Below are 25,430 nucleotides of genomic sequence, written 5' to 3'. Positions count from 1 at the left end.
CAAAACCGGTGGGATGGGGGCGAAAGCCCCCCTCTCACGGCGCCTTCCGCCCCGCCATATGCCCGAGATAGGCGACGACCCGATCCAGATCGGCATCGCTCAGCATCGCGGTGTCGAAACCCGGCATCTGCTGGCCCGGCCATGTCCGGACGGAGCGGGGGTCGCGGATCAGCGTCTTCAGCCCGGCGGGCGTGAGATAGTCGGTCGGGTTCATCGGCCGGTTCAGGTCCGGCCCCATCGTGGCGCTGCCGGCGCCGTTCAGGGTGTGGCAGGCCATGCACTGGGTGATGAACACCGCCTGTCCGGCGCGGATGGCCGAGTCGGCGGGCAGGCCCGGCTCGACCGCCAGCTGCGGCCAGCGGCGCAGCGGATCGTCGGAACTGACGATGCGGGCCAGCTGATAGGGCCATTGTTCGCTGCGCACCCCCGACGCCTCCGGCCGCACCCAGACCAGATAGAAGGGACCGGCGGACACCGCCTTGCCCGGCAGGTTGGGCCAGGGCCGGTCGGCCGGTTCCACCGCCAGGAAGGCGACGGCGCCGTCGGGACCGCTGCGCAGGCACAGCTCCGGCGGCAGCTGCGCGGTGAAGCCGTCCGACGCCACCCCCTCCAGCACGGTGCCGGGTGGGAAGTCTCCAGACGGCGCTATGGCGGTGCCCAGCAGGCTGGCGAGCGGCACGGCGCGGTAGCTCATCGGCCGGCCATAGGAGATGTCGGCCGGGATGTCGACGGTCACGGCGTCCGGACGGGCCAGCAGGGCGTCGCGGTCGAACACCCGCTCGGTTCCGGCGACGGCGATCGTCAGCGCCGGCCCGCCGGCCAGTGCCGGATGCAGCGGCAGGGCGACGAACAGCAAAGACAGGGCGGCAAGCAGGCGTCCAGCCACAGGCCCAAGCGACGGCTTCCTCATTCCAGATCGTCCTCCCCTTCGTCGTCATCCCAGGATTCATCATCGGCGCCGGAGCGTCGCAGGGCGGCGGAGGCCGGCTCCCGCTCCAGCCGCTCGATCTGTTCGGGATGGGTGATCTCGATCATGGGGCCATTGCGCAGCGTGATCCAGCCCCGCACGCGCACCCGGCGGCCCTCGTAGGACAGCGGGTCGATGCCGGCGCGGGTGACTTCGCGCATCGCGGCGCGGCCGATATGGACGGTGACGTCGCTGCGCCAGTCGGCGCCGAAATCCAGCCAGCTCTCGCCGCCGCTCTTGGACACCGCCAGCACCAGCCCTTCCACCAGCTGGAAGCTGTCGCGGTCGCGGAAAATCTCTTCCGGGTCGGCGGCGTCGCGCACCGCATAGACCCGGCTGCGCCACAGCCCGCGCCCGGCGTTGCGCGCGGTTTCCTCGCCGGCCAGCAGCTCCGCCGCATAGGCGCGGGCGTCGGGCCGGGTGTGGACCCGCGCCAGCCCGCGGACCAGCAGCGCCGATTGCAGCCACAGACCGTCCTCCCGCACCAGATGGGCGAGCAGCCGGCCATGGCGGTCGGTCGGCGCCGGCCCGTGCAGGACGACACGGCGGCCGAGCGCCAGATCGGCCAGCGCCGCGGTCGCCGCCTCCGCCAGCGGCCAGACCCGCCCGTCGGCGGGGTTGGCGTTTCGCGGCGGCTTGGCCGCGTCGATCCCGGCCAGCCGGACCCGGCGGCCGTCCTCCAGCTCCAGCGTGTCGCCGTCCAGCACGGCGGTGACCCGCAACCCGTCCGCCGAGGCAGCGACCGGCAACAGGCCGCACAGCAGCAGGCCAGTCAGGAACAAGACCGGCAGTCGCACAAGCGGGAGCGTGACAAGTGTCATCGGGAAGGCCGTCCTTGCGGAACATCCGCCGCCGGGCGGGGTTTTGACCGGTATGCCGACCGATCTCCCCTTCCGCAAGCCCCTCCGCGCCGCATTGGCCACCCTCCTGCTGGCGGCGGTGACGCCCACCCTGGTCGCACCCGCGCCGGCCCGCGCCGGGCTGCTCGACAACGTATTGTCCGGCGGTGACGAGGCGGCGCTGGGCGCGCAGGAACACCCGAAGATCCTGGCCCAGTTCGGCGGGGCGGTGAAGGATGCCCGGCTCCAGGGCTACATCGACCAGCTCGGCCGCAAGCTCGCCGCGACCACGGCGCTGGCGCGCGAGCCCTGGACCTTCACCGTGCTGGACAGCGACGTGGTCAACGCCTTCGCCCTGCCCGGCGGCTATGTCTACGTCACCCGCGGCCTGCTGGCGCTGGCGAAGGACGAGGCCGAGGTGGCCGGCGTGCTGTCGCACGAGATCGGCCACGTCACCGCCCACCATTCGGCGCAGCGCCAGACCCGGCAGACCATCGCCGGTCTGCTCGCCGCCGGGGTCGGGCTGGTGTTCGGCAACGACACGCTGGCGCAGCTGGCCGGGCTGGGCGGCACCGCCATGGTCGCCAGCTATTCGCGCGAGCAGGAGCTGGAGGCCGACCAGCTCGGCGTCGAGACGCTGCGGCGGACCGGCTACGACCCCTTCGCCATGGCGACCTTCCTGGAGACGCTGCGCCGCGACAGCCAGTATGAGGGCTTACGCGCCGGCAACAAGGGCGGGGACGGCTTCGACTTCCTCGCCAGCCATCCGGCGACCGAGGAGCGCGTCCGCCGCGCCGCCGACCTCGCCCGCGCCATCCCGCCGGGCGGCGCCCGCCCGCGCGATCCTTACCTGGCGGCGGTCGACGGCATGATCTACGGCGACAGCCCGGAGAACGGCTATGTCCGCGGCCGGACTTTCGCGCACCCGCAACTCGGCATCGCCTTCACCGTGCCGCAGGGCTACTCGCTGCTGAACGGCGCCGATCAGGTGGTCGCCAAGGGGCAGAACGGCACCGCCATGGCCTTCGACGGCGGATCGGCCGCTGGCGTGTCCGACCCGGCCAGCTTCCTGACCGGCGTGTGGGGCAAGACCGCGACCCTGTCCAACCTCCAGCGCCTCACCATCGGCGGCATGGCGGCGGCCACCGCCACCACGCGCGGCGAGTCCGATGGCACCAGCGCCGACATCCGTCTGGTGGCGATCCGCGCGCCGGACGGGAAGATGTACCGCTTCACCTTTCTGGCGCCCGCCGGATCGCTCGCTCGTTTCGATAACGATTTCCAGGCGGCGGCCAACAGCTTCCACCGCATGACCGCGGAGGAGGCCGCCCGCTACCGTCCCCGCCGCGTGCAGGTGACGGCGGTGCAGCCCGGCGACAGCGTTGCCGGCCTCGTCCGCCGCATGCCGCAGGAACCCTATGCCGAAGAGTTGTTCCGGATCATCAACGACCTGCCGCCCGGCACGCCGCTGCAACCCGGCCAGCGGGTGAAGGTGATTGTCGGGGAATAGAACGGGGAGTAGCGGCAACCCTTAGCATAAGCACGACCGCATGAAATCCGCGTAAGGATACAGCCCCGCGGGTTGCCGCCGGCCGGATGGGCGGGTAGGCTGCCGCGCATGTCCGATACCCCGTCAGAGCGCCCCCAGATTGCTCCGCCCCTTCCGGCGACGGCCGTGAAGCCGGCTGCAAAGGCGGCGGCGAAGCCCGCCGGGCGCCGGCGGCTGCGGCTGCCCATCGCCGCGGTGCTGGTGGCGGGGTTCGGCTCGCTGATGCTGGCGGCGGTCGCCAGCGTCCTGGTGCTGGGTCTGGTCAGCGCCAGCACCAACACCTTCGCCCTGCTGAACGACAAGGCCGATCTGGCGCTGGCCGGGGTGGAGGTGCGGGTCCGCCACCAGTTGGACCCTGCGCGGGAGATGGCGCGCTTCGTCGCCGGACTGATCGAGCGCGGCGACCTGCGCGCCGGCGACAACACGGCGATGATCGATACGCTGCGCGGCGCGCTGGCAGGCGCGCCCGACGTCACCGGCCTCGCCTTCGTCCGCCCGGACCTGACCGGCGTCCGCGTCGGCCGGCTGAACGGCGGGCTGGTCGCCGATCCCTTCGACATGCAGGGCGACAGCGACATCCCGCCGGAGATTCTGGACGGCCCCAACCGCAGCGCCGCCACCTGGGCCGATCCGCGCTGGCTGAAGGAGGCGCAGAACAGCTTCGTCACCCTCTACCAGCCGGTGCGGCGCGACGGCCGCTATCTGGGGCAGGTGGCGGTCGGCGTGTCGCTGGGCGACCTGTCGCGCTTCCTGTCGGTGCTGTATGTGGAGCAGGGGCTGAACGCCTTCGTGCTGTACGACCAGAGCCATGTGCTGGCCCATCCGGCGCTGGTCGGCCGCAGCTTCGATTTTTCCGGCAAGCTGGACGGTCCGCCGCTGCCGCGCACCGATCAGGTCGACGACCCGGCGCTGGCGGCGCTGTGGTCCAGCGGCGTGCCCGTCCAGTCGCTGAAGAAGCGGGTGGAGGCGCGCGCCGTCCAGGTCCTCGGCAGCGACTACATCTTCCTGACCCGCAAGATGGCCGGCTACGGCCAGCAGGACTGGATCATCGGCATCGGCTATCGCGACGGCGAGCTGAATGTCGAGGTCCGCCGGCTCTACATCACCGGCGCCGTCGGCCTCGCCATCCTGCTGGTGTCGGTCGGGGTGGCGCTGCTGGTCGGGCGGCGGATCAGCCGGCAGGTGGCGCGGCTGGCCGAGGCCGCCGACCGCGTCCGCGCCTTCGAATTCCGCGCCATTTCCGACCTGCCCGACTCCCGCCTGCGCGAGATGGCGCGCGCCGCCACCGCCTTCAACGCCATGGTCGCCGGCCTGCGCTGGTTCGAGACCTATGTGCCGAAGGCGCTGGTCCTGCGCCTGATGCGCCAGCGCGAGACCGAGGGCGGGCTCGATTCGGTGCAGCGCGAGGTGACGGTGATGTTCACCGACATCCGCGGCTTCTCCCGCATGGCCGAGCATATGGCCGCCGCCGACACCGCCGCCCTGCTGAACGAGCATTTCACCCTGCTCGCCGCCTGCATCGAGGCGGAGGGCGGCACGGTGGACAAGTTCATCGGCGATTCGCTGATGGCCTTCTGGGGCGCGCCGGAGGCGCAGGAGGACCATGCCGTCCGCGGGCTGCGCGCGGCGCTGGCGATCCACCATGCCATCCGCGCCGACAACCGCCGCCGTGTCGCCGAGGGCCGGGCGCCGATCCATGTCCGCGTCGGGCTGCACAGCGGCCCGGTGGTGGTCGGCAACATCGGCTCCGACAGCCGGATCAACTACACCATCGTCGGCGATACCGTGAACGTCGCCGCCCGGATCGAGGAGCTGTCGGCCGCCCTCCAGGGCGAGGCCGAGGTGATCGTCCTGACCAGCGGCGTCACCGCCGCCAAGGGCAAGGACGCCGTCCCGCTGGTCCGTCAGGGCGGCCGGTCGCTGCGCGGCCGGACCGGGATGACCGAACTCTGGCGCTTGGTGCTAGAGGAGGAGAAGAAGGACGCGGCGAAGGCGGCAGCAGTGGTGCCGGCAGCGCCGCCCGCCGTACCCCCGCCGGTGGCGGGTGAGACTGCCAAACCGGTGTTCGCAGGTAAGGATACACCCTGAAACAGGCCGGCGTTTCCAGTTAAGTCATTGGAAAATCTGGAAACGCCCTTGCCCGCTTCCTTACCTCAGCGCCAGCCGCGACGGCCGCCGCGGCGGTCGTCCTCGTCGAACAGTTCGGCCAGCTTGTTCATCATCGTGCCGCCCAGCTGCTCCGCATCGACGATGGTCACGGCGCGGCGGTAATAGCGGGTCACGTCGTGGCCGATGCCGATCGCCACCAGCTCGACGGGCGAGCGGGTCTCGATCTGTTCGATGGTCTGGCGCAGGTGGCGTTCCAGATAGTTGCCGGCATTCACCGACAGGGTCGAGTCGTCCACCGGCGCGCCGTCGGAGATCACCATCAGGATGCGGCGCTGTTCCGGCCGGCCAAGCAGCCGGGTGTGCGCCCATTGCAGCGCCTCGCCGTCGATGTTCTCCTTCAGGATGCCTTCGCGCAGCATCAGGCCCAGATTCTTGCGGGCCCGGCGCCACGGCATGTCGGCCGCCTTGTAGACGATGTGGCGCAGGTCGTTCAGCCGGCCGGGATGCGGCGGCTTGCCGCCGGCCACCCAGGCCTCGCGTGCCTGCCCGCCCTTCCAGGCGCGGGTGGTGAAGCCCAGCACTTCCACCTTCACCGCGCAGCGCTCCAGCGTGCGGGCGAGGATGTCGGCGCTCATCGCGGCGATGGAGATCGGCCGGCCGCGCATCGAGCCGGAATTGTCGATCAGCAGCGACACCACGGTGTCGCGGAAGTCCATCTCCTTCTCCGCCTTGAAGGAGAGCGGCAGGACCGGGTTGGCGACGACGCGGGCCAGCCGGGCGGCGTCGAGGATGCCCTCCTCCAGGTCGAAGTTCCAGGAGCGCTGCTGCTTGGCCATCAGGCGCCGTTGCAGCCGGTTCGCCAGCTTGGAGATCACGCCCTGCAAATGTTGCAGCTGCTGGTCCAGCAGGTGGCGCAGCCGTTCCAGCTCCGCCGGGTCGCAGAGGTCGGCGGCGTCGACCACCTCGTCATACTGGGTGGTGAAGGCCTTGTAGGCGTTGGGATCGGGCTCGTTGCGGCGGTTGAGGTCGTTGCGCCAGGGCTGGCCGGGGCCGGCGGGCTCCTCCGCCCCCTCGCCCTCGCCCATCTCCATGTCGCCTTCCTCGCCGGCGCCCTCCTCGGCGCTCTCGCCGGCTTCCGACGAGTCCTGCATCTCCGACGAGGCCATCGATTCGGCGTCGGACTGGTCGTCGTCCTGGCCGCGGGTCTGGCCGTGCTGGGGCGACTCCTCGTCCTCGGAGGACTGGGTCTGCTGGTCCTCCTCCTCTTCCTGATCGGCTTCCTGTCCGACTTCCATGTCGAGGTCGGCCAGCAGGCGGCGGACGGCCTTGGCGTAGGCCTCCTGGTCGCCGGCATAGTTGGCCAGACCCTTCATGTCCTTGCCCAGCCGCTCCTCGATCCAGGGGCGCCAGAGGTCGACGGCGTGGGCGGCGGCGGGCGGCGGTGCCGCACCGGTCATCGCCTCGCGCGCCATCATCCGCAGCGCTTCCGACAAGGGCACCTGCCCGCGGTCGTCGAAGCGGTCGAAGCCCTGGCGGGTGTAGCGATCCTCCAGCGCCGCTTCCAGATTGTGGGCGACGCCGGCCATGTCGCGGCTGCCCAGCGCCTCGCAGCGCGCCTGCTCCATCGCGTCATAGGCCTGGCGTGCGGCATCGCCCAGCGGCATGCGGTGGGCATGCACCGTGGCGTCGTGATGGCGCAGCCGCAGCGCCACGGCATCGGCCGCCCCGCGCAGCTTGGCAACCTCGACCGGGTTGAGGTCGCGCGCCGGCAGCGGCACCCGCACGCGCTGACCCGACAGCCCCGGCGGATCGGACGAAAAGCCCACCTGCACCTCCGCCCGCCGGGACATGGCGCGCACCGTGGCGGTGGTGGACCGCTTGAAGGCTTCGACGGGGGTGTCGTTCTGGGTGGTCATCGCGGGGGCGTCTTCGTTCTTGGGAGAGTTACGGCGCGGCGGGCAAGATTGACACGGAGCAGGGCATGGCTCTCACGGACATGCCGGGACGTGAACCGCTGATATAAGCTCTTGCCCAGAAATGCCGTCCGTCCCGATCTGTGTGAATCTTTGTGTGCTACGCCCCGATTCCAATAAAGGACAGGGCGCAGCGCACAAGATCACACGAGGTTCGCCTGGACCCCCGTCTCCGGCAACTCCACGCCGAAGCAGCGCTGGTAGTATTCGGCCACCGTCGGCCGCTCCACCTCGTCGCACTTGTTGAGGAAGGTGATGCGGAAGGCGAACGCCACATCGCTGAAGATTTTCGCGTTCTCGGCCCAGGTGATCACCGTGCGCGGGCTCATGACGGTGGAGATGTCGCCGTTGATGAAGCCGGCGCGGGTCAGGTCGGCCAGACGCACCATCGACGCCACCGTGTCGCGGCCGCGGGCGTCGTCGTAGGACGCGACCTTGGCCTGGACGATCTTCATCTCGGCATCGACCGGCAGGTAGTTCAGCGTCGCCACGATGTTCCAGCGGTCCATCTGGCCCTGGTTGATCTGCTGGGTGCCGTGATAGAGGCCAGTGGTGTCGCCGAGGCCGACGGTGTTGGCGGTGGCGAACAGGCGGAAGGCCGGATGCGGGCGGATGACGCGGTTCTGGTCGAGCAGCGTCAGCTTGCCTTCCACCTCCAGCACGCGCTGGATCACGAACATCACGTCGGGGCGGCCGGCGTCGTATTCGTCGAACACCAGGGCGCAGGCATGCTGCAAGGCCCAGGGCAGGATGCCCTCGCGGTATTCGGTGACCTGCACGCCGTCGCGGAGCACGATGGCGTCCTTGCCCATCAGGTCGATGCGGCTGATGTGGCTGTCCAGGTTGACGCGGATGCAGGGCCAGTTCAGCCGGGCCGCGACCTGCTCGATGTGGGTCGACTTGCCGGTGCCGTGATAGCCCTGGACCATGACGCGGCGGTTGTAGGCGAAGCCGGCGAGGATGGACAGAGTCGTGTCCCGGTCGAAGCGGTAGGCGCTGTCGAGGTCGGGCACATGCTCCGAGCGCTGGCTGAAGGCCGGCACCTGCATGTCGCTGTCGATGCCGAAGACCTCACGCACCGAGACCGTCGTGTCGGGCTTGTGGTCGAACAGGGCCGAGCTGGCCTGGGTCGCTCCTTGGGAAGCCATGGGTGGTTTCTTACGTTCCAGCGAGTGTCGGTTGTCCAGCGGCCGCGGGATTGACCCGGCCCGCCAACGGGGGTTCAGGCAGCATAACAGGCTTTCAGCGTATTGTAGGCCTGATTGATTTCTTTCAGGCGTTCTTCCGCAGCCTTGTCGCCGCCGTTGGCATCGGGATGATGCTTTTTCGCAAGCTCCCGATAGCGTGCTTTGATCCGTGCGAAGTCCACCGGCGGAGTCAGTTCAAGGACCGCCAGCGCCTTTTCCTCTTCGGTGCGGGCGTGGTGGCGCCGGTGCGCCTTTTCCTCGTTCTTCGTCTTGCCGGTGTCCTGGCCGAATTCGAAACTGAAGCCGTTGACCACGCGGTCGCGGATGAAGCGCTCCTGCGTCGCCCATTTGCCGAGCGGCCAGCTCGGCCGCTGCCAGGTCGTGTCTTGCCGCACCTCCGCCTCGATCTGGTCGGTGGACATGCCGGCGTAATAGTCCCAGGCCCGGTTGTACTCCCGGACATGCTCCAGGCAGAACCACCAGTACTCGTTGAGGCTGCTGCGGCTTTTCGGCGCACGGAATTCGCCGGCGGCGACGCAATCGGGATGGTCGCACACACGGGTGGCCGCACGCGGGGCGGCGTAGCTGTCGTAACTGGAGCGGGCGCGGTTCCTGGTCATCGGCCAAGTATGGGAAGAGCCGGTGCCTCTGGCAAGCACGCCGAATCGAGCTTCCGTCATCCGCAATCTGCGGGTCGCCGGGCTTGACAGACGCTTGACAGGGCAGGGATCGCACCGTCTCCTGACCGTTGGCGCGCCGGCCGGGTCACGACGTCCCGCCGCGGCCGCTCCCATCCCTTCCCGACCAGTGACGAGACATCAGGATCCGCCATGGAATACGCCACCCGCATCCGCGAAAAGCTGACCGCCGGACTGGCGCCGGACCGGCTCGAGGTCGTCGACGACAGCGCCCGCCACGCCGGCCATGCCGGGGCGGACGCCGCCGGGGAAACCCACTTCCACGTCACCGTCGTCTCCGCCGCCTTCGCCGGCAAGTCGCGGGTGGAGCGCCAGCGGATGGTCTATGCGCTGCTGGCCGACGAGTTGCGCGAGCGGGTGCATGCGCTGGGGCTGACCACCCACGCCCCGGGTGAAGCCGGGGCCTGAACGGGGCCGGAAAGCCCGCACGCATCCCGTCCGCAGGGCGTTCATACCGATCCTTCGTGCGCTTCAAATAACGTGCGGTTGGGCGGCCGAAATAACATACATATGGATGCAACCAAGAGTCGATTTTAGGAAAACTTGTAAGAATGAGAGACGCTAGCGTGGTTGCATTTCCCGCTGCGTTTAGTAAAGTATGATATATGCAACCATTTATCGCGCCGTGGCGGACACAAACTTCGCATGTCCGCCGGCGGCTTCGTGGAAGGGGCTGCGGATGGCGAAGCGTGGGCCGAAGAAAAAGCGCGTGATCACTTCCCATGCGGGGGTGGAACCGCTGAGGAGTCAGAACATCATGATCGGCGGGCACCGCACGAGCATGCGGCTGGAACCGTCGATGTGGGATGCTCTGGAGGAGATCGGCCGTCGGGAAGGCCTGACCGTCAACCGCCTCTGCACCCAGATCAAGGAGCGGATCGAGGAACAGGCGCGCCGCAAGGGCATCAAACCGGAAGACGCCGATGTCACCCTGACATCGGCCGTGCGCGTCTTCATTGCGTCCTATTACCGGCGGGCCTGCACCGAGGACGGTCATCTGCGTGCCGGCCATGGCGGCAGCGACCCGTTCGTCGGCACGCCGTTCGAGCTGCCGCTGGCTGACGAGGAGGACGGTGTCAAGGCCGCGGTCGCCGCGGGCGGCAGCTTCCCCACGCCCGGCTCAACCCCAGGCCCGACCCAGGCCGCAGGTCCGGCCCAGCCCGGTCTGGACGCCTGAGCGGCACCACCCGGCGCCCGCCCGGCTGATTTCCGGCGGGCGTCCGGGGCGAAGGCTAACCTATTCCGCCGCCTCTTCCCGGGCGGCGTCTTCGTTTTCAGGGCCGGCGCGATCGTGGCCGGTGTAGTGCGCAGGCCAATGTCTGCGCACCACCTCGCCGTTGCTGTCGAAGATATGGCACATGTTCAGCAGCACCGGCCGCTTGCCGTCGTCCTGGGCCGGTTTGCCGGACGCCTTCGCGCGGTCCGCCGCCTCGCGGGCCAGGATCGGGTAGACGGTCTGGAAGGCGGTGGTCGCCAGCGGACCCAGCAACTCGACCAGATGGGTGCAGCCCTTCGCTCCGCCCAGCCGGTCCTTCACCGCCCGGGTCCAGCCCGGTCCGACGCGCAGGCCCACCAGCTGCTGGAACTGCGGCGTGATGCTGCCGCAGGCCTTGTAGGGGCTGTGTTCGGTCACCGCCTCCACCGCCTGGACGGTCAGTTTGTCGTCGACGGTCAGGCGCATCCACATCTGGTGGATCGGGGTTCCCGGCTCCAGATGCCCACGCTCCTCCGTGTGGAAGCCATAGCTTTTGACGTCGGTCAGGTGGCCTTCGATGTCCCACAGCCCGTCGGCGCGCCGAAAGCCCTGGCAGGTGACACGACGGGTGTGGATCGGCTCGCGCGCGGCGGGGGCGGACAGCGAGGGCGCGGACATCGGGCTTTCCAGTTCAGCAAAGAGGATGGCTCACCCTCGACTATCGGTGGGGCCGGGCGCCCGGTCAACCCGACCCCACCGCAACGCAGCGTTACCTATGGGTAAAGCTTGCCGTCACCCCAGCGTGGCCTCCGCCGAATAGCCGCTGCCGAACATGTAGGCCTCGCGGCTGCGCAGTTCGTCCTCCAGATGGGTGCGCACCACGGCGAACAGGTCGCGGATCGACACCATGCCGACTGCTTCGCCGTCCACTGCGATGGGCAGGTGGCGGTAATGGTGCCGCTCCATCAGGTCGAGCGCCTCCAGCGCCGTGGCCGAGGGTTCCAGCGTGTCGGGATCGGCGGTCATCACCGAGGACAGAAGGGTGGTGTCGGGGTCGAGCCCGGCCGCGACCACGCGGGCGGTCATGTCGCGCTCGGTGACGATGCCCTTCAGCGTCCTCCCGTCGGTGACCAGCACCGCGGCGATGCGCTTCTGCGCCATCAGCGTGGCGGCATCGCGCACGGTGGCGCCCGGCGGCAGGCAGGTCAGTTCCTGGTTCTTGATGACATCGGGCATCAGTCGGCGTGTCGGCATGTGTCCCATCTCCCTCGTGATTGCAGGTTTTGTGGACGAACGATGCACTCGACCGCGATTTCGCAGCGCGGCATACACGATCCTGTCAGCTTGATGGACCAATCGTCAATAGAACTGATTGTCTGGAACTTCCCGCATGCGCCATGGCCTTGCCGCCGCCGATGCGGTTACTGGCCGGACTCCAGCCGCTTGCGCAGCCCGTCGAAGCCGCTGGTGTAGATGCCGGCGATGGCCTTCCGCGCCTCCGCGTCGGAGGCGCCGCTGGCCTGGAAGCGCGAGGACCAGGTGATGCGGGTGGTGTGGGCGTCCACCGCGCTCAGCCGGATGGTGGAGGTGTAGTTCTTCACCGGCAGCGGCCCGGTCAGCAGGGTGTAGCGCAGCCGGTGCTTGGCGGCGGAAAGGCCGGTCAGCCGCTCCTGAATGGCCCCGCCTCCCTTCAGCGCGATGTCACGCTCCTGGCGGTCGCCGGTCTTGCGCAGGGTGCAGCCCTCCACCGCGGGGTGCCAGTCGCTGATCGCGCAGAAGGGGGCGATCTGCTTCCACACCTGCTCGACCGGCGCCTTGATCGTCGCCTGCTCCCGCACCTCCAGCGCCATGGCTGGCGCCGCCGCCAGCAGCACCGCACCCATCGCCGACATCCCAAGCGTCGCCTTCATCGCTCATCCTCCCCGTTGCGGCCGCGGCGGGATGGCCGCGGTATTGGAGGGAGTATGGGCGGGCAACCGCTGCCGCTGCTATTGTGCGAAAGACGGACTATCCGTGATGGGCGAGGATCAGGCGGGCTGGACCGACTCGTCCAGAACGGCGCGGACGGCGGCGGCATCGACGTCGCGGCGGGTGAAGGCGTTGCCGATGCGGTCGGCCAGGATGAAGGTGATGCGGCCGTCCTGCACCTTCTTGTCCTTCGCCATCGACCGCACCAGCCCGTCCACATCCCAGGCGACGCCGGGGATGTCGGCCGGGCGCACCGGCAGGCCGACATCGGCCAGATGGGCGCGGGCGCGCCGCGCGTCGTCGGCCGGGCACAGCCCGAGCCGGACCGACAGGTCGAAGGCCAGCACCATGCCGATCGCCACACCTTCGCCATGCAGCAGGGTCTGGCCGAAGCCGGTCGCCGCCTCCAGCGCATGGCCGAAGGTGTGGCCCAGGTTCAGCAGCGCCCGGTCGCCGCTTTCGCGCTCGTCGACGCCGACGATGTCGGCCTTGGCGCGGCAGCTGACCGTCACCGCATGGCGCCGGGCGTCGCTGTCGCCGTCCACCACGCGCCGGCCGTTCCGCTCCAGCCAGGCGAAGAAGTCGGGCTGGCGGATCAGGCCGTATTTCACCACCTCGGCATAGCCGGCCAGCACCTCGCGCCGCGGCAGGGTGTCCAGCGTGGCGGTGTCGGCGATGACCAGGCGCGGCTGGTGGAAGGCGCCGATCAGGTTCTTGCCGTGCCGGCTGTTGATGCCGGTCTTGCCGCCGACCGAGCTGTCGACCTGGGACAGCAGCGTGGTCGGCACCTGGATGAAGTCGATGCCGCGCAGGGCCGATGCCGCGGCGAAGCCGGTGATGTCGCCGATCACCCCGCCGCCCAGCGCCAGCAGGACGGTGGACCGCTCGATGCCGCGGCCCAGGATGTCGTCCATCAGCTGCTGGAAATGGGCGAAGTCCTTGGTCTTCTCGCCGGCCGGCAGGACGATGGCCGGCTGCGGCACGATCCCCGCCGCCAGCATCGCGGCGTTCAGCGTGTCCAGATGCAGTGGCGCCACGTTGGCGTCGGTCACCACGATGGGCGCCCGGCCGCGGGTGATGGCGGCGATGCGCTCGCCGGCATCGGCCAGCACCCCGTCACCGACGAGGATGTCGTAGCTGCGGGCGCCCAGCTCCAGGCGGACGGTGTCGAGTGCGGCCGGGGTCGTGGCGTTGACGGAGGTCATCGGGGCAGTCCGCGAAGCTGGTGGTTCATGACAAGGGGCGGGAGGCGGGGATCAGGGCGCGTCGGTTTTGGCAATATCGGTTTTTGGGGCGTCGGGCTTTCCGGGCCGGCCGCCGCGCTGGGCGTTGCCTTGGCCCTGGGGCTGGCCCTGGCCCTGGGGCTGGCGGTGGGGAAGCTGGACACCGAAATGCGCCTCCAGCGCGTCGATCACCAGCTCCACCGTCACGTCGGGCGGGCGCTCGTCGCTGACCACGGTCAGGTCGGCCTCGGCATAGACGGGATAGCGCTGTTCCATCAGCCGGCCCAGGATGGTGCGCGGATCGCCCTGGTTCAGGATGGGGCGGTGGGTGCGCCGGGCAGTGCGGGCGACCAGCACGTCCAGTTCGGCGCGCAGCCAGACCGACACGCCGTGCTGGCGGATGGCGGCGCGGGTTTCCGGGTCCATGAAGGCGCCGCCGCCGGTCGCCAGGATATGCACCGGCTCGTCCTTCACCAGGCGGGTGATGATGCGGCGTTCGACGGAGCGGAAGACCGGTTCGCCGTCGCGGGCGAAGATTTCGGCGATGGTGCAGCCGGCCGCCGCCTCGATCTCGGTGTCGGCGTCGCGGAAGGGCAGGTGCAGGCGCGTGGCCAGCCGGCGCCCGATGGCGCTCTTGCCGGCCCCCATCAACCCGACCAGCACCACGGTGCGCGGCAGCAGCGGCACCGCATCCTCCGCCGGGCCCGTGCCCGGACCTGCCCCCGGACCTTGGGCCGTCATCGCCTTGCGCAGTCCCATCACATCCATCCGATCCGCCACCCGCACTCCCGGCCCCAGCATGCCGGCGTCTTCGCCGGCCGTCACACCGCTGCAACAGACAACACTCATACCCGCCGAAAGCTGGCCGGCACAAGCGCTCCGGTTCCGCCCTGCCCTGCCCCGCATCCTGCTGCGGAGCCGGTGAATGGCCCGGTGGACGGGTTGCGCCGCGGTCCAACCTGTGGCTACACTGCGCCGTCCTTCGGCCGCCGGCCGGAGCCGCGGATGCTTTAGCAGAAAAGCCCTTGCTTGTCCCAAGCCCTGCGGATGCAGGGCATGGTAGCTCCGCTCCGATCCTCCGCTTTCCGACACAACACGTCCCTGGTGCCATGAGCCGGTTTCTCTCGATCCTCTTCGTCCTGCTGTTGCTGGTGATCGCCGGTGGCATGGTGTTCCTCGCCTCGTGGGACCTGCCGGCTCCGTCGAAAACGGTGGAGAAGGTTCTGCCGGATGAGCGCTTCCCGCGCTGAGCCCCGACCATCGGCCGGAAGCGTGCTGCTGCTGGCCGGGCTGCTGGCGGCCGGCTGGTCCATGGCCGCCGGCGCCCAGGCCGCCGCCCAAGCCTTCGGCCCGCCGGTCCGGCTGACGCCCGACGCCGCGGTGGAAACCCCCGTCCAGTCCCGGCCTTCCGCACCCGCTCCTGTCATCGTGCCGGCCTATCCGCCCGCGGTCTCGCCGCCGCCCGCCGTCTCGCCGGTGGTGGCGCGGCCGGCTTCGGTCGCGCGCGAGCCGCTGGGGGCGCCCGATCCGGACGGTGCCGGCCTGCTGGACGGTTTGCAGGGGCTGGGCGGCGACCCCTGGCGCGGCCTCGGCCGGGCGGAGCTTCTCCCCCTGATCGCCGCCCTGCCGGTCGACACCCCGTCTCCCACCGTCAAGGCGCTGGAACGCCGGCTGCTGCTGAGCGCCGGCTCTCCGGCGGTCGCGACCGGGGAGGCCCCGCCGCCCCGCCGCCTCGGCGCCCTGCGCATCGAAAAGCTGGCGCGGCTCGGCGATCCCGCCGGGGCGGCTGAGCTGGCCGGGCGTCTGCCGGCGGCGCTGGCGGCGGACGAGCCGGCGGCCAGGGCGCTGACCGATGCGGAGCTGGTGCGCGGCGGGCTGGATTGTCCGCGTGCGCTGGCCCGCGGCAAGAGCTTCGCCTCCGCCTATTGGGCCAAGCTGGGCCTGTTCTGCCGCGCCCGCTCCGGCGACCGGGCCGGCACGGACGAGGCGCTGGCGGTCTTGCGCGACAGCCGCCGGTCCGACCCCTTCCTGGCGGTTGCCGAGGCGCTGGCCGGTGCCGCCCCGCCGCCCGCCCGCTCGCTGTCGCTGCAAGCCGATGCGGACGGGCTGGCGCTGCTGCTCGCCGCCATGCGCACTGCGCGGATCGGCGTGCCGCCCGACCGGCTGCCGCTGGACACCCTGCCGGCGCTGGCCGCCATAGCCACCAACCCCGCCACCGATCCCACCACCCGCGCCGCCGCCGGCGAACGGGCGGCAGCCGCCCTGTTCCTCGATGCCCGGCAGTTGCAGGATCTCTACGCCCAGGTGCCGGCGGTGGGGGACGAGCTGCTGCGGGTCCGCGACATCGCCCGGCGCGACCGCGGCGCCCGCACCCGCGCGCTGGTCCATCAGTCGATGGCAGCGGCGATGGACGGGCGTCGGCGCGTCGCGCTGGCCACGCTGGCGGTGGAGCTGGTCGATCCGCGCCTGCGCGCCGGGCCGGTCGGCGGTGCCGCCGCCGGGCTGCTCGACGGCGTGTCGCCGACCGGCGACGCCGCGGCGCTGGCCCCGGCGGCGGCCCGGCTCTATTACGCGCAGGGGCGTCTCGATCAGGCGCGGCGCTGGCACGATCTGGCCCTGCGCAGCGGCCGCAGCGCCGACACCGCCTGGCTGTGGCCGCTGGCAACGGTGGCGATGGGCCAGGGACGCAGTCAGGGCGGCGGCGATCCGGCTGCGCTGACCGCCTGGCTGGACGAGGCGCTGCGCGGCGCCGACACTCCCGCCCGCAACCGCATTGCCGGCCAGCTGGCGCTGCTCCAGGCCACCGGAGTCGCTATCCCGGACGAGGCCTGGATGACCGCCACCGACGGCGCCGGTCCGCCCAGCGGCAGCGAGGCCGGTGTCGATCCCGCATTGTGGCAGCGGTTGGGCGATGCCGCGGCCGGCGGGCGCATCGGCGAGACGGTGGCCGTCGCCCTGATCCTGCTTGGGGAGGCCGGGCCGGCCACCCTGCCACCCGTCGTCACCGCCCGCGTGGCGGCCAACCTGAAGGCGGTCGGGCTGGAACCGGACGCCCGCGCGCTGGTTCGCGAGGCGATGGCCGCCATCGCCGGCCCCGCCGCCCAGGTCCCGAATCCAACCGCCGAATGACCTTCCGCCCCGTGGAGCCCGCCACCACCATGACGCCGACACCATGACCGGCAGCAAGAAGACCGCCATCAAAGCCGCCACCAAATCCGGTGCCAGGCGGCGCGGCCGGCCGTGCAAGCCGCGCCCGCTCGCCACCTCGCCGCATCTGGACGCCTTCCTCGACATGCTGACGGCGGAGCGCGGGGCGGCGGTGAACACGCGGCTGGCCTATGAGCGCGACCTTGCCGACCTCGGCCGCTGGCTGGCCCAGCGCAGCGTGGCGTTGGAGGCGGCGGGCACCGAGGATCTGCGGGCCTATCTGGCGGTGCAGAGCAAGGACGGCGCCCCCCGCACCGTGGCGCGGCGGCTGTCGGCGATGCGGCAGTTCTATCGCTTCCTGCTGTCCGAAGGCCGCCGCACCGACGATCCCGCCTCGCCGCTCGACAGTCCCAAGCAAGGCCGTCCGCTGCCCAAGATCCTGACGGAGGCGGAGGTCGGCGCCATGCTGTCGACCGCCGAGGCGCGCGGCGGGCCGGAGGGGCTGCGGCTGGTGGCCCTGCTGGAGGTGCTCTACGCCACCGGCCTGCGCGTGTCGGAACTGGTCGGCCTGCCGATGACAGCGATCATGCGCGACGGCCGCGGCCTGCTGGTGCGCGGCAAGGGCGGCAAGGAGCGGATGGTGCCGCTGTCCGACCCGGCGCTGGCGGCGCTGGCGGGCTACATCCCGTTCCGCGGCCACTTCATCCCGCCAGGCGCCGGGGCAGGGGGAGCCGCAGGGGGAGCAGGTGAGGCCGGGCACAGCCCCTTCCTGTTCCCGTCCCGCATCTCCGCCGAGGGGCACCTGACGCGCCAGCGCTTCGCCCAGCTGTTGAAGCAACTGGCCATCGACGCCGGCATCGACCCGGAGAAGGTCAGCCCTCACGTGCTGCGCCATGCCTTCGCCACCCATCTGCTCGACCATGGCGCCGACCTGCGCTCCGTCCAGAAGATGCTGGGCCATGCCGACATCGCGACGACGCAGATCTACACCCATGTGGTGACGGAGCGGCTGAAGAAGGTCATGCACGACCACCACCCCCTGGCGCGCCGCAAGGTGGAAGAGCCGTCGGAGGGGTAGGGCAGGTAAGGATGGGCGGGAGGGGCAGGGCGGGGGCAATCGAAGCCCGCACCTCCCCCGCGCAACCCTTACTTCTTCTCCAGCATCAGCGTGCCCTGGCGCGAGACCTTGTTCTTGATCTTGTCGGCCAGCAGGGCCAACGCCCAGGGCAGCTGCACCTCCATCTCGACCCGGTCGTCCAGCACGTCGATGTGGCCGGCGATGGTCTGGGCCAGCGCCACGACGTGGAAGTTCAGGCGGTCGTCGGTCCAGCTGTCGTCGACGCTGGCCGACACGGCGCTCAGGCGCGCCCGCACCTCGCCCATGCCGTCGACCAGCCGGCGCTTGGCCTCCGCCCGGCCGAGCGAGTGGGGGATGGACAGGGTCAGGGGTTTCGGCATGGTCGGCGGCTCCGCACTGCACGGTGTTGTCCCGCCGCCCGGTCGGCGGCGGAACAGGAATAACGCCGGGGGCGGGCGATGGGTCCCGCCCCGGCGGTCGCTCGGCGGGTCATTCAGCGGTCGTGCAGGGGCGCCATCTGGTCCAGGCGGTGGGCGAAGTCGACATCGGCCTGGGTCACGGCGTCGCTGTTGCGGGTGTAGAGGATCACCTCGACCCGGCCCAGGTCGTTGAACCATTCGGGATGGTGGCCGGTCTTCTCGGCCAGCAGGGCGACTTGGTTCATGAACCCCCAGGCGGCGGGGAAATCGGCGAAATGGTAGGTCTTGCGGATGGCGTCGCGTTCCAGCACCTCCGCCCAGCCGTGCAGTTCCTTCAGCGCCGTCTGGCGATGCGCGCCGACAAGACGATCCGACATGATGACCTCCCTTTCCGTAAGTCTCTCTTTTGCCGCCCGCAGCTTCTTGGCGAACGGGCGGCGGTTCGCTACCTTCTGCGGCATGATACGGAAACCTTCAGGTCCCCATACGGTTCCGCCCACGGTCGAAGACCTGGAGCGCATGGCCGAAGAGGCGCTCGACACCATCCCGGCGGAGCTGCTCGCCCCGGTCGGGAACCTCGTGATCCATGTCGAGGATTTCCCCGATGAGGATACCGAGCGGGAGATGGAGCTGGAAAGCCCATTCGACCTGCTGGGCCTCTATCGGGGCGTGGATCTGACGCGGCAAAGCGTCGCCGACCTGCGTGGCGGCCCGGACATGATCTTCCTCTACCGCCGCCCGATCCTCGATTACTGGTGCGAGACGGGGGAGGAACTGCCGGCCATCGTCCGCCATGTCCTGATCCACGAGATCGGCCACCATTTCGGCTTCTCCGACGAGGACATGGAGCGGATCGAGACGATGGAGTAGGGGGAGCAGGCGGGGGAGGGCAGGGCCTTCAGTCGCCCAGCGCTTCCGCCACCCGGCGGCGCAGGGCCGGTACCAGCTCCTCCTCGAACCACGGGTTGCGGTTCAGCCAGGCGGTGTTGCGCCAACTCGGGTGCGGCAGAGGCATGTGGGCCGGGCCGTACTCCCGCCAGTTCGCCACCGTTTCCGTCATCGTCGCCTTGCGCCGCTCGCCCAGGTAACGCGCCTGGGCGTACTGTCCGATCAGCAGGGTCAGCCGGACGCCCGACAGCGCGTCGAGCAGCGGTGGGTGCCACAGCGGCGCGCATTCCGGACGCGGCGGGTAATCGCCGCCCTTGGGCATGGTGCCGGGATAGCACAGCCCCATCGGCACCACGGCGATTCGGGACTCGTCGTAGAAGGCGGGACGGTCCATCGCCAGCCACTTGCGCAGCCGGTCGCCGGAGGCGTCGTCCCAGGGGATGCCGCTGGCATGCACCCGCGCGCCCGGCGCCTGCCCGACGATCAGCAGGCGGGCGGCGGGGCTGCCGCGCAGTACCGGGCGGCAGCCGTGGGGCAGCACCCCCGCACACAGCGTGCAGGCGCGCGCCTTCGCGAACAGGCGGTCGAGATCCGAACCGCCCTCAACGGTTTCATCAGACAAGCGTCAGCAAATCCTGGACGAAGGCCGGGACCACCTGGGTCGCCGGACCGTGGATCGAGCTGTGGAAATAGGAGGCGCCCTCCGACGGTTCCAGGTTCAGCTCGACCGTATAGGCGCCGGACGACCGCGCTTCCGCCACGAAGCCGGCGGCAGGATAGACATGGCCCGAGGTGCCGACCGACACGAACAGGTCGCATTCCTCCAGCGCCCGCTGGATGCGCTCCATCTGATAGGGCATCTCGCCGAACCACACCACGTCGGGCCGCATGCCGCCCTTGCGCCCGCAGGTCAGGCAATGGTCATGCACCGACAGGTCGCCCTGCACCTCCACCACGGTGCGGCAATGCAGGCAGAAGGCCTTCAGCAGTTCGCCATGCATGTGCAGCGGTGCCTTCGACCCGCCGCGCTCGTGCAGGTCGTCGATGTTCTGCGTCACCAGCAGGACATTGCCCTTCCAGCGCCGCTCCAGCTCCGCCAGCGCCCTGTGCGCGGCGTTGGGCTGCACCGCCGGATCGGCGAGGCCGCGGCGGCGGTCGTTGTAGAAGCGGTGGACCAGATCGGGGTCGCGGGCGAACCCTTCCGGCGTCGCCACATCCTCCAGATCGACCTGGCTCCAGATGCCGCCGGCGCAGCGGAAGGTGTCCAACCCCGACTCCTTGGAAATCCCGGCCCCGGTCAGGATGACGATGTGGTCGGTCGGGCGCAGGCGGTTGGTCAGCGCGGGAGCGGGCATGGGATCCCCTTAGCGGTTCGGAAACCGGTCATGTGGAAAACTGTTGCGGCGTACGCTCGTCACGCCCGGAAGTAAAGCCGCAGGAAACGAGGAAGAGGGATGCCAGGGGTGCTCAAGGTCCTGTTCGTCTGCACGGGCAACATCTGCCGCTCGCCGACCGCCGAGGGGGTGTTCCGCCATCTGGCCGACCGCGCCGAGCTCGGCACCCTGGTGAGCGCCGACTCCGCCGGCACCCACAGCTATCACGTCGGCGAGCCGCCCGATCCGCGCACGGTGCGCGCGGCGCTGGCCCGCGGCGTCGACCTGTCGGCCTTGCGCGCCCGGAAGGTGGTGGCGGCGGACTTCACCCGCTTCGACCATATCCTGGCGATGGACCACGGCCATCTGGCCCAGCTGCGCCGCATCGCCCCGGCCGGCGCCACCGCCGCACTCCGCCTGTTCCTGGACGATGCCCCTGGGCTGGAAGGGCGGGAGGTGCCCGATCCCTATTATGGCGGCCCCGACGGGTTCGAACAGGTGCTGGACCTGTGCGAGGCCGGGTCGCGCGGCCTGCTGGACCGCCTGTCGCGCGAAAGCCGGTTTCCGATTCGCGAAAGCCTCGGGTAACGTCTCGCGGTTTCCCGGCTGCTTGATCTATGCTGTCGGGACAAGGCCCATTCGGAGCATCCCGTCACCATGACCAGCGCCACCACCGGCACAACCGCGCCCGGCGGAATCCTCGACGGCATCGTCCTGTTCGAGGCCTTCTCGCCGGAGGAGCGCGCCGCCGTGGCCTCGCGCGGGCGGGTGTTCGCCGCCGCGGCCGGCACCGTCCTGATGCGCGAGGGCGACAGCGCCGACTCGCTCTACGTCCTGCTGGACGGCACGGTGCGCGTGGTGCGCGACGACCCCTTCGGCGCTCAGGTGGAGGTCGGGTTCCGCCGTGCCGGCGACTGTTTCGGCGAGATGGCGCTGATCGACGGCGGCTCCCGCTCCGCCTCGGTCATCGCCGCCACGCCGGTCACGGTGTTCGAACTGGAGCGCGACCTGTTCCTGTCGCTGATCTCTCCCTCGCCCGATTTGCTGGCGAAGCTGCTGCGCGAACTCAGCCGCATGATCCGCGAGGTATCGGAACGGGTGGTTCGCGAGGATCTGGAGCGGCGCGCCCGCATCGCCGAATCGGCGCTGGCCCGCCAGCGCGCCATCACCCAGGCGGTGACCGGGCTGGCGCATGAGCTGAACACGCCGCTCGGCGTCTGCGTCACCGCCGCCAGCCACCTGCAGGATCTGGCCCGTCCCGGCAACGGCCCGCTGTCGACCGAGGAATTGCGGGAACCGGCGGCCCTGCTCGACGCCAACCTCGCCCGCGCGGTGGAGCTGGTGGAGGCCTTTTCCGCCATCGCCGCCTGCCAGACCGCCGAACCGCTGGAGGCGCTGGACCTGCGCCGCATGACGGAGGACGCGGCGAGCCTGTTCGCGGTCCAGCATCCCGACCTGCCGCTGGTCGTCCGGATCGTGCCCGGCGCCGCCTGCCCCTGGATCGGCTATGCCCCGCATCTGGAGCGGGTGCTGCACCACCTGTTCGCCAACGCCGCCGCCCATGGCTATGGCGGCGGTCCGGGCGAGGCCGAGGTGACGGTGGAGCCGGCGACGCTGGATGCGGTCCCGGCCTGGAACCTGATCGTCCGCGACCGCGGCGCCGGCATTCCGGCCAACAACCTGCCGACCCTGACCGACGCCTTCTTCACCACCGCCCGCAACCGCGGCCACAAGGGTCTGGGGCTGGCGGTGGTGTTCAACACGGTGACCGGCCCGCTCGGCGGCCGGCTCGCCATCGACAGCGTGCCGGGCGACGGCACCAGCGTGACGATCACCGTCCCGCAGGAGCTGTGACCGGCGGGTTGACGCTACCCGTGTTGTCTCATCCGTGCAGGGCGAGGCCCTTCACCGTCTTGTCCATCGCCTTCTTCGGCCCGCGCAGGGCCAGCCCGACCAGATCGGGGGCATCCGGATCCTCGGCCTGGAAGGCGGCACGGTTGGCGACGTCGTGGCCGGTGGCGAACATGGCGGCGACATAGGGCACCAGCGTCAAACCCCGCTCCAGTGCCGCATCGCGGACCGCGCGCAACTGGTCGCTGTCGGCGGCGAAGACCAGCATCGGCTGGCCCAGCATGCGGGCATAGCGGCGGCCGGCACCGTCGACATACACCTCGCCCAGCGCGTCCGGTGCCGCGGCGGCGATCCCGGTGGCGAGGAAGGCGGCGACGTTCAGCTTCTGCCAGACCGCCAGATCGGCGCGGATGACCAGCGCGACCTTGGTGTCGAAGCGGACGGGCGCGTCCGCGGGATCGGTTCCGGGCATCGGGCTGTGGGGCATCGGGCTGTCGAGCATGGCAATAATCTCCTTTGCCCCTTCAGATGCCCGACGACGGCGTCTCAGTCTGGAACGTTTGTGCACAGATCGCGGTAGGCGGCCGGCGTCAGGCCATAGGCGCGGCGGAACCAGCGGCCGAGATGGCTCTGGTCGGCGAAGCCCACCTCGGCCGCCACCAGGGCCGGCGCCTCGCCGTCGGCCAGCCGGCGCCGGGCGGCGCGCAGGCGCAGCCGGACCAGATAGGCATGCGGCGACAGGCCGAAGGCGGCACGGAAGCCGCGGTTCAGCCGGAACCGGTCGACGCCGGCCGCGGCGCACAGCTCGTCCAGCCCGACATCCTCGGCCATCCGGGCCTGCAGCAGGTCGCGCGCCAGGGCGGCGGCGCAGTCGGGGCGAAGCGGCCGGCGCTCCTCCGGCGGTGCCAGATGGCCGGCCAGCCTCGCCGCCAGCCGGTCCAGCGACAGGTCGCGGGCCAGCCGCCCCTCGCGCTGGTGCAGGGCCAGGAAGGCGGAGCGGATCGTCGCCGCGAGGCCGGGATCGTCAGCCAGCGTTTCGCGGAAGCCCAGCGGCATGCCGGTTCCGCGCGGCGTCAGGCTGCGCAGCGCCTCGCTGCGGGCGGTCAGCAGCGGCACCGGCAGATAGAGCATGGCGTAGGTGAAGCCATCCTCCCCTGGGCTGTGGCCGTCATGGGCCTCGCCCGGTTCGATCAGGATGACGCGGCCGGGAACGCTGGTGTGCAGCCGCCGCCGGCAGCGGAAAGCCTGCACCCCCTGCTCGGTGACGCCGACCAGAAGCTCGTCATGGTCGTGCAGGTCATAGGCATGGCCGCGGAAATGGGCGCGGATGGTCTCGATGCCGGTCTCCGCATCGCGGCGCACCGCCACCCAGTCATTCTTTCCGGCTGCCGTTCTTTCGGCCATGCGGCACCTCTGTCACCGGATCGACGGACGGCGAGGCATCCCGCCGTCCTTTCCCCCAGTCTCCACCGCCGTGGATGGTCAGCCGAACCGCTTGGCGATCACCGCATAGGCGGCGCGCAGGCCCAGCGCCTCGCCACCCTCCGGACGGCCGGGACGGGCCGAGCCGTTCCAGGCATAGGTGTCGAGATGCGCCCAGGGCGTTTCCTTCGACACGAATTCCTGAAGGAACAGCCCGGCGGTGATGGCGCCGGCGAAGCCGTTGGCGGTGACGTTGTTGATGTCGGCCACCTTGCTGTCCAGCCCCTTGCGGTAGGGCGCCCACAGCGGCAGCCGCCACATCGGATCGTCCTCCGCGGTCCCGGCCTCGGTCAGGTCGTTGGCCAGCACGTCATTGTTGGACATGAGCGCCGGCAGGTCGGGACCCAGCGCCACGCGGGCGGCGCCGGTCAGGGTGGCGAAGTCGATCAGCAGTTCGGGTTTCTCCGAATCCGCCTCGGCCAGCGCATCGCACAGGATCAGGCGACCCTCGGCGTCGGTGTTACCGACCTCGATGGTCAGGCCCTTGCGGGTCTTCAGCACGTCCTGCGGCTTGAAGCTGTCGCCGGCGACGACATTCTCCACCGCCGGCACCAGCACGCGCAGCCGCACCGGCAGCCCGGCCATCATGATCATCCGGCCGAGCGCCAGCGCATGCGCCGCACCGCCCATGTCCTTCTTCATGATCAGCATGGCGGAGGACGGCTTCAGGTCCAGCCCGCCGGTGTCGAAGCAGACGCCCTTGCCGACGATGGTCACCTTTGGATGGATCGGGTTTCCCCAGCGCAGGTCGACCAGCCGCGGCGCCCGCGGGCTGGCGCGGCCGACGGCATGGATGGCCGGATAGTCGCGGTCGAGCAGGTCCTGGCCGACGATCACCTCGACCGCGGCGTCGAACTCGGCGGCCAGATCCTGCGCCGCCTGGGCCAGTTCGGCCGGACCCATGTCACAGGCCGGGGTGTTCACCAGATCGCGCACCAGCCAGGTGGCGGTCGCCGCCCGCTCCACCTCGCCGCGGTCGGCCTCCGCCGGCCAGACCAGGGTGGCGAAGCCCTTCTCGGGCGGCTTCCTGTAGCGGCTGAAGCGATAGCTGCCGAGCGCCCAGCCCAGCGCCGCCCGCGTCGCCGCCCGCGCATCCAGCGCCGCGTCGATCCGGTAGGAGCCGGCCGGCAGCGCGGCGGGCAGGCCGGCGAAAGCCCACAGGTCGTCGACCGCCGACACGCCGGCCAGCACGCGGGCGACGGCGCCGTCCGGTCCGGGCAGGAAGACGGTCGATCCGGCCTCGCCGGTGAAGCCCACGGCCTTGACCCAGGATGCTGTGGCCGGCGACTGCGCCGCCAGCCAGTCGGCCAGCCCGGCCTTGGTCACGGGGGTGAGGGCGACGGTGTCGGGACCGTCGACGGCAAGCAGGGTGGCGAGCAAGACGGGGAATCCTTTTCACGAGATCACATCACGCATCCGATGCGGATGCCCATCCCTCAAGGATGGCGCGCCTGGAGCCGGCTGGAAAGGGGTGGCGTGGAACG

Annotated in this window: 27 protein-coding genes; 10 read left to right on the top strand and 17 right to left on the bottom strand. The window is 70.6% G+C overall.

Annotated elements, in window-relative coordinates; translation table 11 throughout:
• Window positions 1-34: 34 nt before the first annotated feature.
• The gene (locus ABNQ40_RS29730; protein ID WP_109052308.1) at window positions 35-910 is read right to left on the bottom strand and encodes a cytochrome c; all 876 of its coding nucleotides are present in this window, start codon (window positions 908-910) and stop codon (window positions 35-37) included.
• Window positions 907-1,749, bottom strand: coding sequence for a thermonuclease family protein (locus ABNQ40_RS29725; protein ID WP_391348234.1), 843 nt, complete (start codon window positions 1,747-1,749; stop codon window positions 907-909). Before ABNQ40_RS29725 ends, ABNQ40_RS29730 begins: the two co-directional genes overlap by 4 nt.
• A gap of 91 nt (window positions 1,750-1,840) precedes the next feature.
• Between ABNQ40_RS29725 and ABNQ40_RS29720 the strand changes: the two genes are divergently transcribed.
• Complete coding sequence (locus tag ABNQ40_RS29720; RefSeq protein ID WP_247880123.1) at window positions 1,841-3,316, top strand: M48 family metalloprotease; 1,476 nt, start codon at window positions 1,841-1,843, stop codon at window positions 3,314-3,316.
• Window positions 3,317-3,481: 165 nt separating this feature from the next.
• Entirely contained in the window at window positions 3,482-5,443 is a 1,962-nt protein-coding gene (locus ABNQ40_RS29715; protein ID WP_247880124.1) for an adenylate/guanylate cyclase domain-containing protein, read from the top strand.
• A 65-nt stretch (window positions 5,444-5,508) separates the two neighbouring features.
• Here the strand turns inward: ABNQ40_RS29715 and cobT are convergent, their stop codons facing one another.
• The 3 genes from cobT to ABNQ40_RS29700 all read right to left on the bottom strand — a co-directional run bounded on the left by cobT (window position 5,509) and on the right by ABNQ40_RS29700 (window position 9,244).
• Window positions 5,509-7,380: a cobaltochelatase subunit CobT gene (cobT, locus tag ABNQ40_RS29710; RefSeq protein ID WP_109052310.1), complete on the bottom strand. Its 1,872-nt coding sequence runs from the start codon at window positions 7,378-7,380 to the stop codon at window positions 5,509-5,511.
• A 200-nt stretch (window positions 7,381-7,580) separates the two neighbouring features.
• Window positions 7,581-8,585: a cobaltochelatase subunit CobS gene (cobS, locus tag ABNQ40_RS29705; RefSeq protein ID WP_109490458.1), complete on the bottom strand. Its 1,005-nt coding sequence runs from the start codon at window positions 8,583-8,585 to the stop codon at window positions 7,581-7,583.
• Between the two features lie 74 nt (window positions 8,586-8,659).
• Complete coding sequence (locus ABNQ40_RS29700) at window positions 8,660-9,244, bottom strand: J domain-containing protein (RefSeq protein WP_098740834.1); 585 nt, start codon at window positions 9,242-9,244, stop codon at window positions 8,660-8,662.
• A 210-nt stretch (window positions 9,245-9,454) separates the two neighbouring features.
• Here ABNQ40_RS29700 and ABNQ40_RS29695 point away from each other — a divergent pair, with 210 nt between their 5' ends.
• Window positions 9,455-9,730, top strand: a complete 276-nt coding sequence (locus ABNQ40_RS29695; RefSeq protein ID WP_085087049.1) for a BolA family transcriptional regulator — start codon at window positions 9,455-9,457, stop codon at window positions 9,728-9,730.
• A gap of 271 nt (window positions 9,731-10,001) precedes the next feature.
• Complete coding sequence (locus ABNQ40_RS29690) at window positions 10,002-10,499, top strand: ribbon-helix-helix domain-containing protein (protein WP_348982912.1); 498 nt, start codon at window positions 10,002-10,004, stop codon at window positions 10,497-10,499.
• A 60-nt stretch (window positions 10,500-10,559) separates the two neighbouring features.
• Here ABNQ40_RS29690 and ABNQ40_RS29685 read toward each other — a convergent pair whose 3' ends face one another.
• From ABNQ40_RS29685 to ABNQ40_RS29665, 5 genes are all read right to left on the bottom strand, one after another.
• Window positions 10,560-11,195: a DUF2889 domain-containing protein gene (locus ABNQ40_RS29685; protein ID WP_109490460.1), complete on the bottom strand. Its 636-nt coding sequence runs from the start codon at window positions 11,193-11,195 to the stop codon at window positions 10,560-10,562.
• Window positions 11,196-11,309: 114 nt separating this feature from the next.
• Window positions 11,310-11,771: a CBS domain-containing protein gene (locus ABNQ40_RS29680; protein ID WP_109490461.1), complete on the bottom strand. Its 462-nt coding sequence runs from the start codon at window positions 11,769-11,771 to the stop codon at window positions 11,310-11,312.
• 167 nt (window positions 11,772-11,938) lie between these two features.
• The gene (locus ABNQ40_RS29675) at window positions 11,939-12,427 is read right to left on the bottom strand and encodes an SRPBCC family protein (RefSeq protein ID WP_109490462.1); all 489 of its coding nucleotides are present in this window, start codon (window positions 12,425-12,427) and stop codon (window positions 11,939-11,941) included.
• A gap of 117 nt (window positions 12,428-12,544) precedes the next feature.
• Complete coding sequence (aroB, locus tag ABNQ40_RS29670; RefSeq protein WP_109490463.1) at window positions 12,545-13,690, bottom strand: 3-dehydroquinate synthase; 1,146 nt, start codon at window positions 13,688-13,690, stop codon at window positions 12,545-12,547.
• A gap of 51 nt (window positions 13,691-13,741) precedes the next feature.
• Window positions 13,742-14,509 carry a shikimate kinase gene (locus ABNQ40_RS29665; RefSeq protein ID WP_348982913.1) on the bottom strand — a complete coding sequence of 256 codons (768 nt, stop codon included), beginning with the start codon at window positions 14,507-14,509 and terminating at the stop codon, window positions 13,742-13,744.
• A 308-nt stretch (window positions 14,510-14,817) separates the two neighbouring features.
• Here ABNQ40_RS29665 and ABNQ40_RS29660 point away from each other — a divergent pair, with 308 nt between their 5' ends.
• Genes ABNQ40_RS29660 through ABNQ40_RS29650 form a run of 3 tightly spaced genes read left to right on the top strand, consistent with a single transcriptional unit; the run spans window position 14,818 to window position 17,933 of the window.
• Complete coding sequence (locus tag ABNQ40_RS29660) at window positions 14,818-14,958, top strand: hypothetical protein (RefSeq protein ID WP_167393297.1); 141 nt, start codon at window positions 14,818-14,820, stop codon at window positions 14,956-14,958.
• A complete protein-coding gene (locus ABNQ40_RS29655) occupies window positions 14,939-16,837 on the top strand; it encodes a hypothetical protein (protein ID WP_109490464.1) in 1,899 nt (632 codons plus the stop codon). The genes ABNQ40_RS29660 and ABNQ40_RS29655 overlap by 20 nt, the downstream gene beginning before the upstream one ends.
• A 43-nt stretch (window positions 16,838-16,880) precedes the next feature.
• A complete protein-coding gene (locus ABNQ40_RS29650; protein WP_109490465.1) occupies window positions 16,881-17,933 on the top strand; it encodes a site-specific tyrosine recombinase XerD in 1,053 nt (350 codons plus the stop codon).
• Between the two features lie 68 nt (window positions 17,934-18,001).
• Here the strand turns inward: ABNQ40_RS29650 and ABNQ40_RS29645 are convergent, their stop codons facing one another.
• A complete protein-coding gene (locus ABNQ40_RS29645; RefSeq protein ID WP_098740825.1) occupies window positions 18,002-18,313 on the bottom strand; it encodes a polyhydroxyalkanoic acid system family protein in 312 nt (103 codons plus the stop codon).
• Window positions 18,314-18,426: 113 nt separating this feature from the next.
• A complete protein-coding gene (locus tag ABNQ40_RS29640) occupies window positions 18,427-18,729 on the bottom strand; it encodes a 4a-hydroxytetrahydrobiopterin dehydratase (protein WP_109490466.1) in 303 nt (100 codons plus the stop codon).
• A 142-nt stretch (window positions 18,730-18,871) separates the two neighbouring features.
• Between ABNQ40_RS29640 and ABNQ40_RS29635 the strand changes: the two genes are divergently transcribed.
• On the top strand, window positions 18,872-19,222 hold the full coding sequence (locus tag ABNQ40_RS29635) for a metallopeptidase family protein (protein ID WP_083896940.1): 351 nt from the start codon (window positions 18,872-18,874) through the stop codon (window positions 19,220-19,222).
• Window positions 19,223-19,250: 28 nt separating this feature from the next.
• Here the strand turns inward: ABNQ40_RS29635 and ABNQ40_RS29630 are convergent, their stop codons facing one another.
• Window positions 19,251-19,862 (bottom strand): uracil-DNA glycosylase family protein, encoded by a 612-nt coding sequence (locus ABNQ40_RS29630; protein WP_109490467.1) that lies wholly within the window; start codon window positions 19,860-19,862, stop codon window positions 19,251-19,253.
• Window positions 19,855-20,595, bottom strand: a complete 741-nt coding sequence (cobB, locus tag ABNQ40_RS29625) for a Sir2 family NAD+-dependent deacetylase (RefSeq protein ID WP_109490468.1) — start codon at window positions 20,593-20,595, stop codon at window positions 19,855-19,857. Before cobB ends, ABNQ40_RS29630 begins: the two co-directional genes overlap by 8 nt.
• A gap of 108 nt (window positions 20,596-20,703) precedes the next feature.
• Here cobB and ABNQ40_RS29620 point away from each other — a divergent pair, with 108 nt between their 5' ends.
• Together ABNQ40_RS29620 and ABNQ40_RS29615 are read left to right on the top strand one after the other, a co-directional pair.
• Window positions 20,704-21,201 (top strand): low molecular weight protein-tyrosine-phosphatase, encoded by a 498-nt coding sequence (locus ABNQ40_RS29620; RefSeq protein WP_109491217.1) that lies wholly within the window; start codon window positions 20,704-20,706, stop codon window positions 21,199-21,201.
• Between the two features lie 69 nt (window positions 21,202-21,270).
• Window positions 21,271-22,467, top strand: a complete 1,197-nt coding sequence (locus ABNQ40_RS29615) for a sensor histidine kinase (protein WP_109490469.1) — start codon at window positions 21,271-21,273, stop codon at window positions 22,465-22,467.
• A gap of 28 nt (window positions 22,468-22,495) precedes the next feature.
• Here the strand turns inward: ABNQ40_RS29615 and ABNQ40_RS29610 are convergent, their stop codons facing one another.
• From ABNQ40_RS29610 to ABNQ40_RS29600, 3 genes are all read right to left on the bottom strand, one after another.
• Entirely contained in the window at window positions 22,496-22,966 is a 471-nt protein-coding gene (locus ABNQ40_RS29610; protein ID WP_247880125.1) for a DUF2000 domain-containing protein, read from the bottom strand.
• A gap of 44 nt (window positions 22,967-23,010) precedes the next feature.
• Entirely contained in the window at window positions 23,011-23,868 is an 858-nt protein-coding gene (locus ABNQ40_RS29605) for an AraC family transcriptional regulator (RefSeq protein ID WP_109490470.1), read from the bottom strand.
• Between the two features lie 78 nt (window positions 23,869-23,946).
• Window positions 23,947-25,326 (bottom strand): M17 family metallopeptidase, encoded by a 1,380-nt coding sequence (locus ABNQ40_RS29600; RefSeq protein WP_109490471.1) that lies wholly within the window; start codon window positions 25,324-25,326, stop codon window positions 23,947-23,949.
• Between the last annotated feature and the right edge of the window lie 104 nt (window positions 25,327-25,430).

The organism is Azospirillum sp. A23 (assembly GCF_042938965.1).
In the GTDB taxonomy this organism is placed as follows: domain Bacteria; phylum Pseudomonadota; class Alphaproteobacteria; order Azospirillales; family Azospirillaceae; genus Azospirillum; species Azospirillum melinis.
Note: the sequence above shows the minus strand (reverse complement) of the source record. Positions and strands in the feature narration are given on the sequence as shown.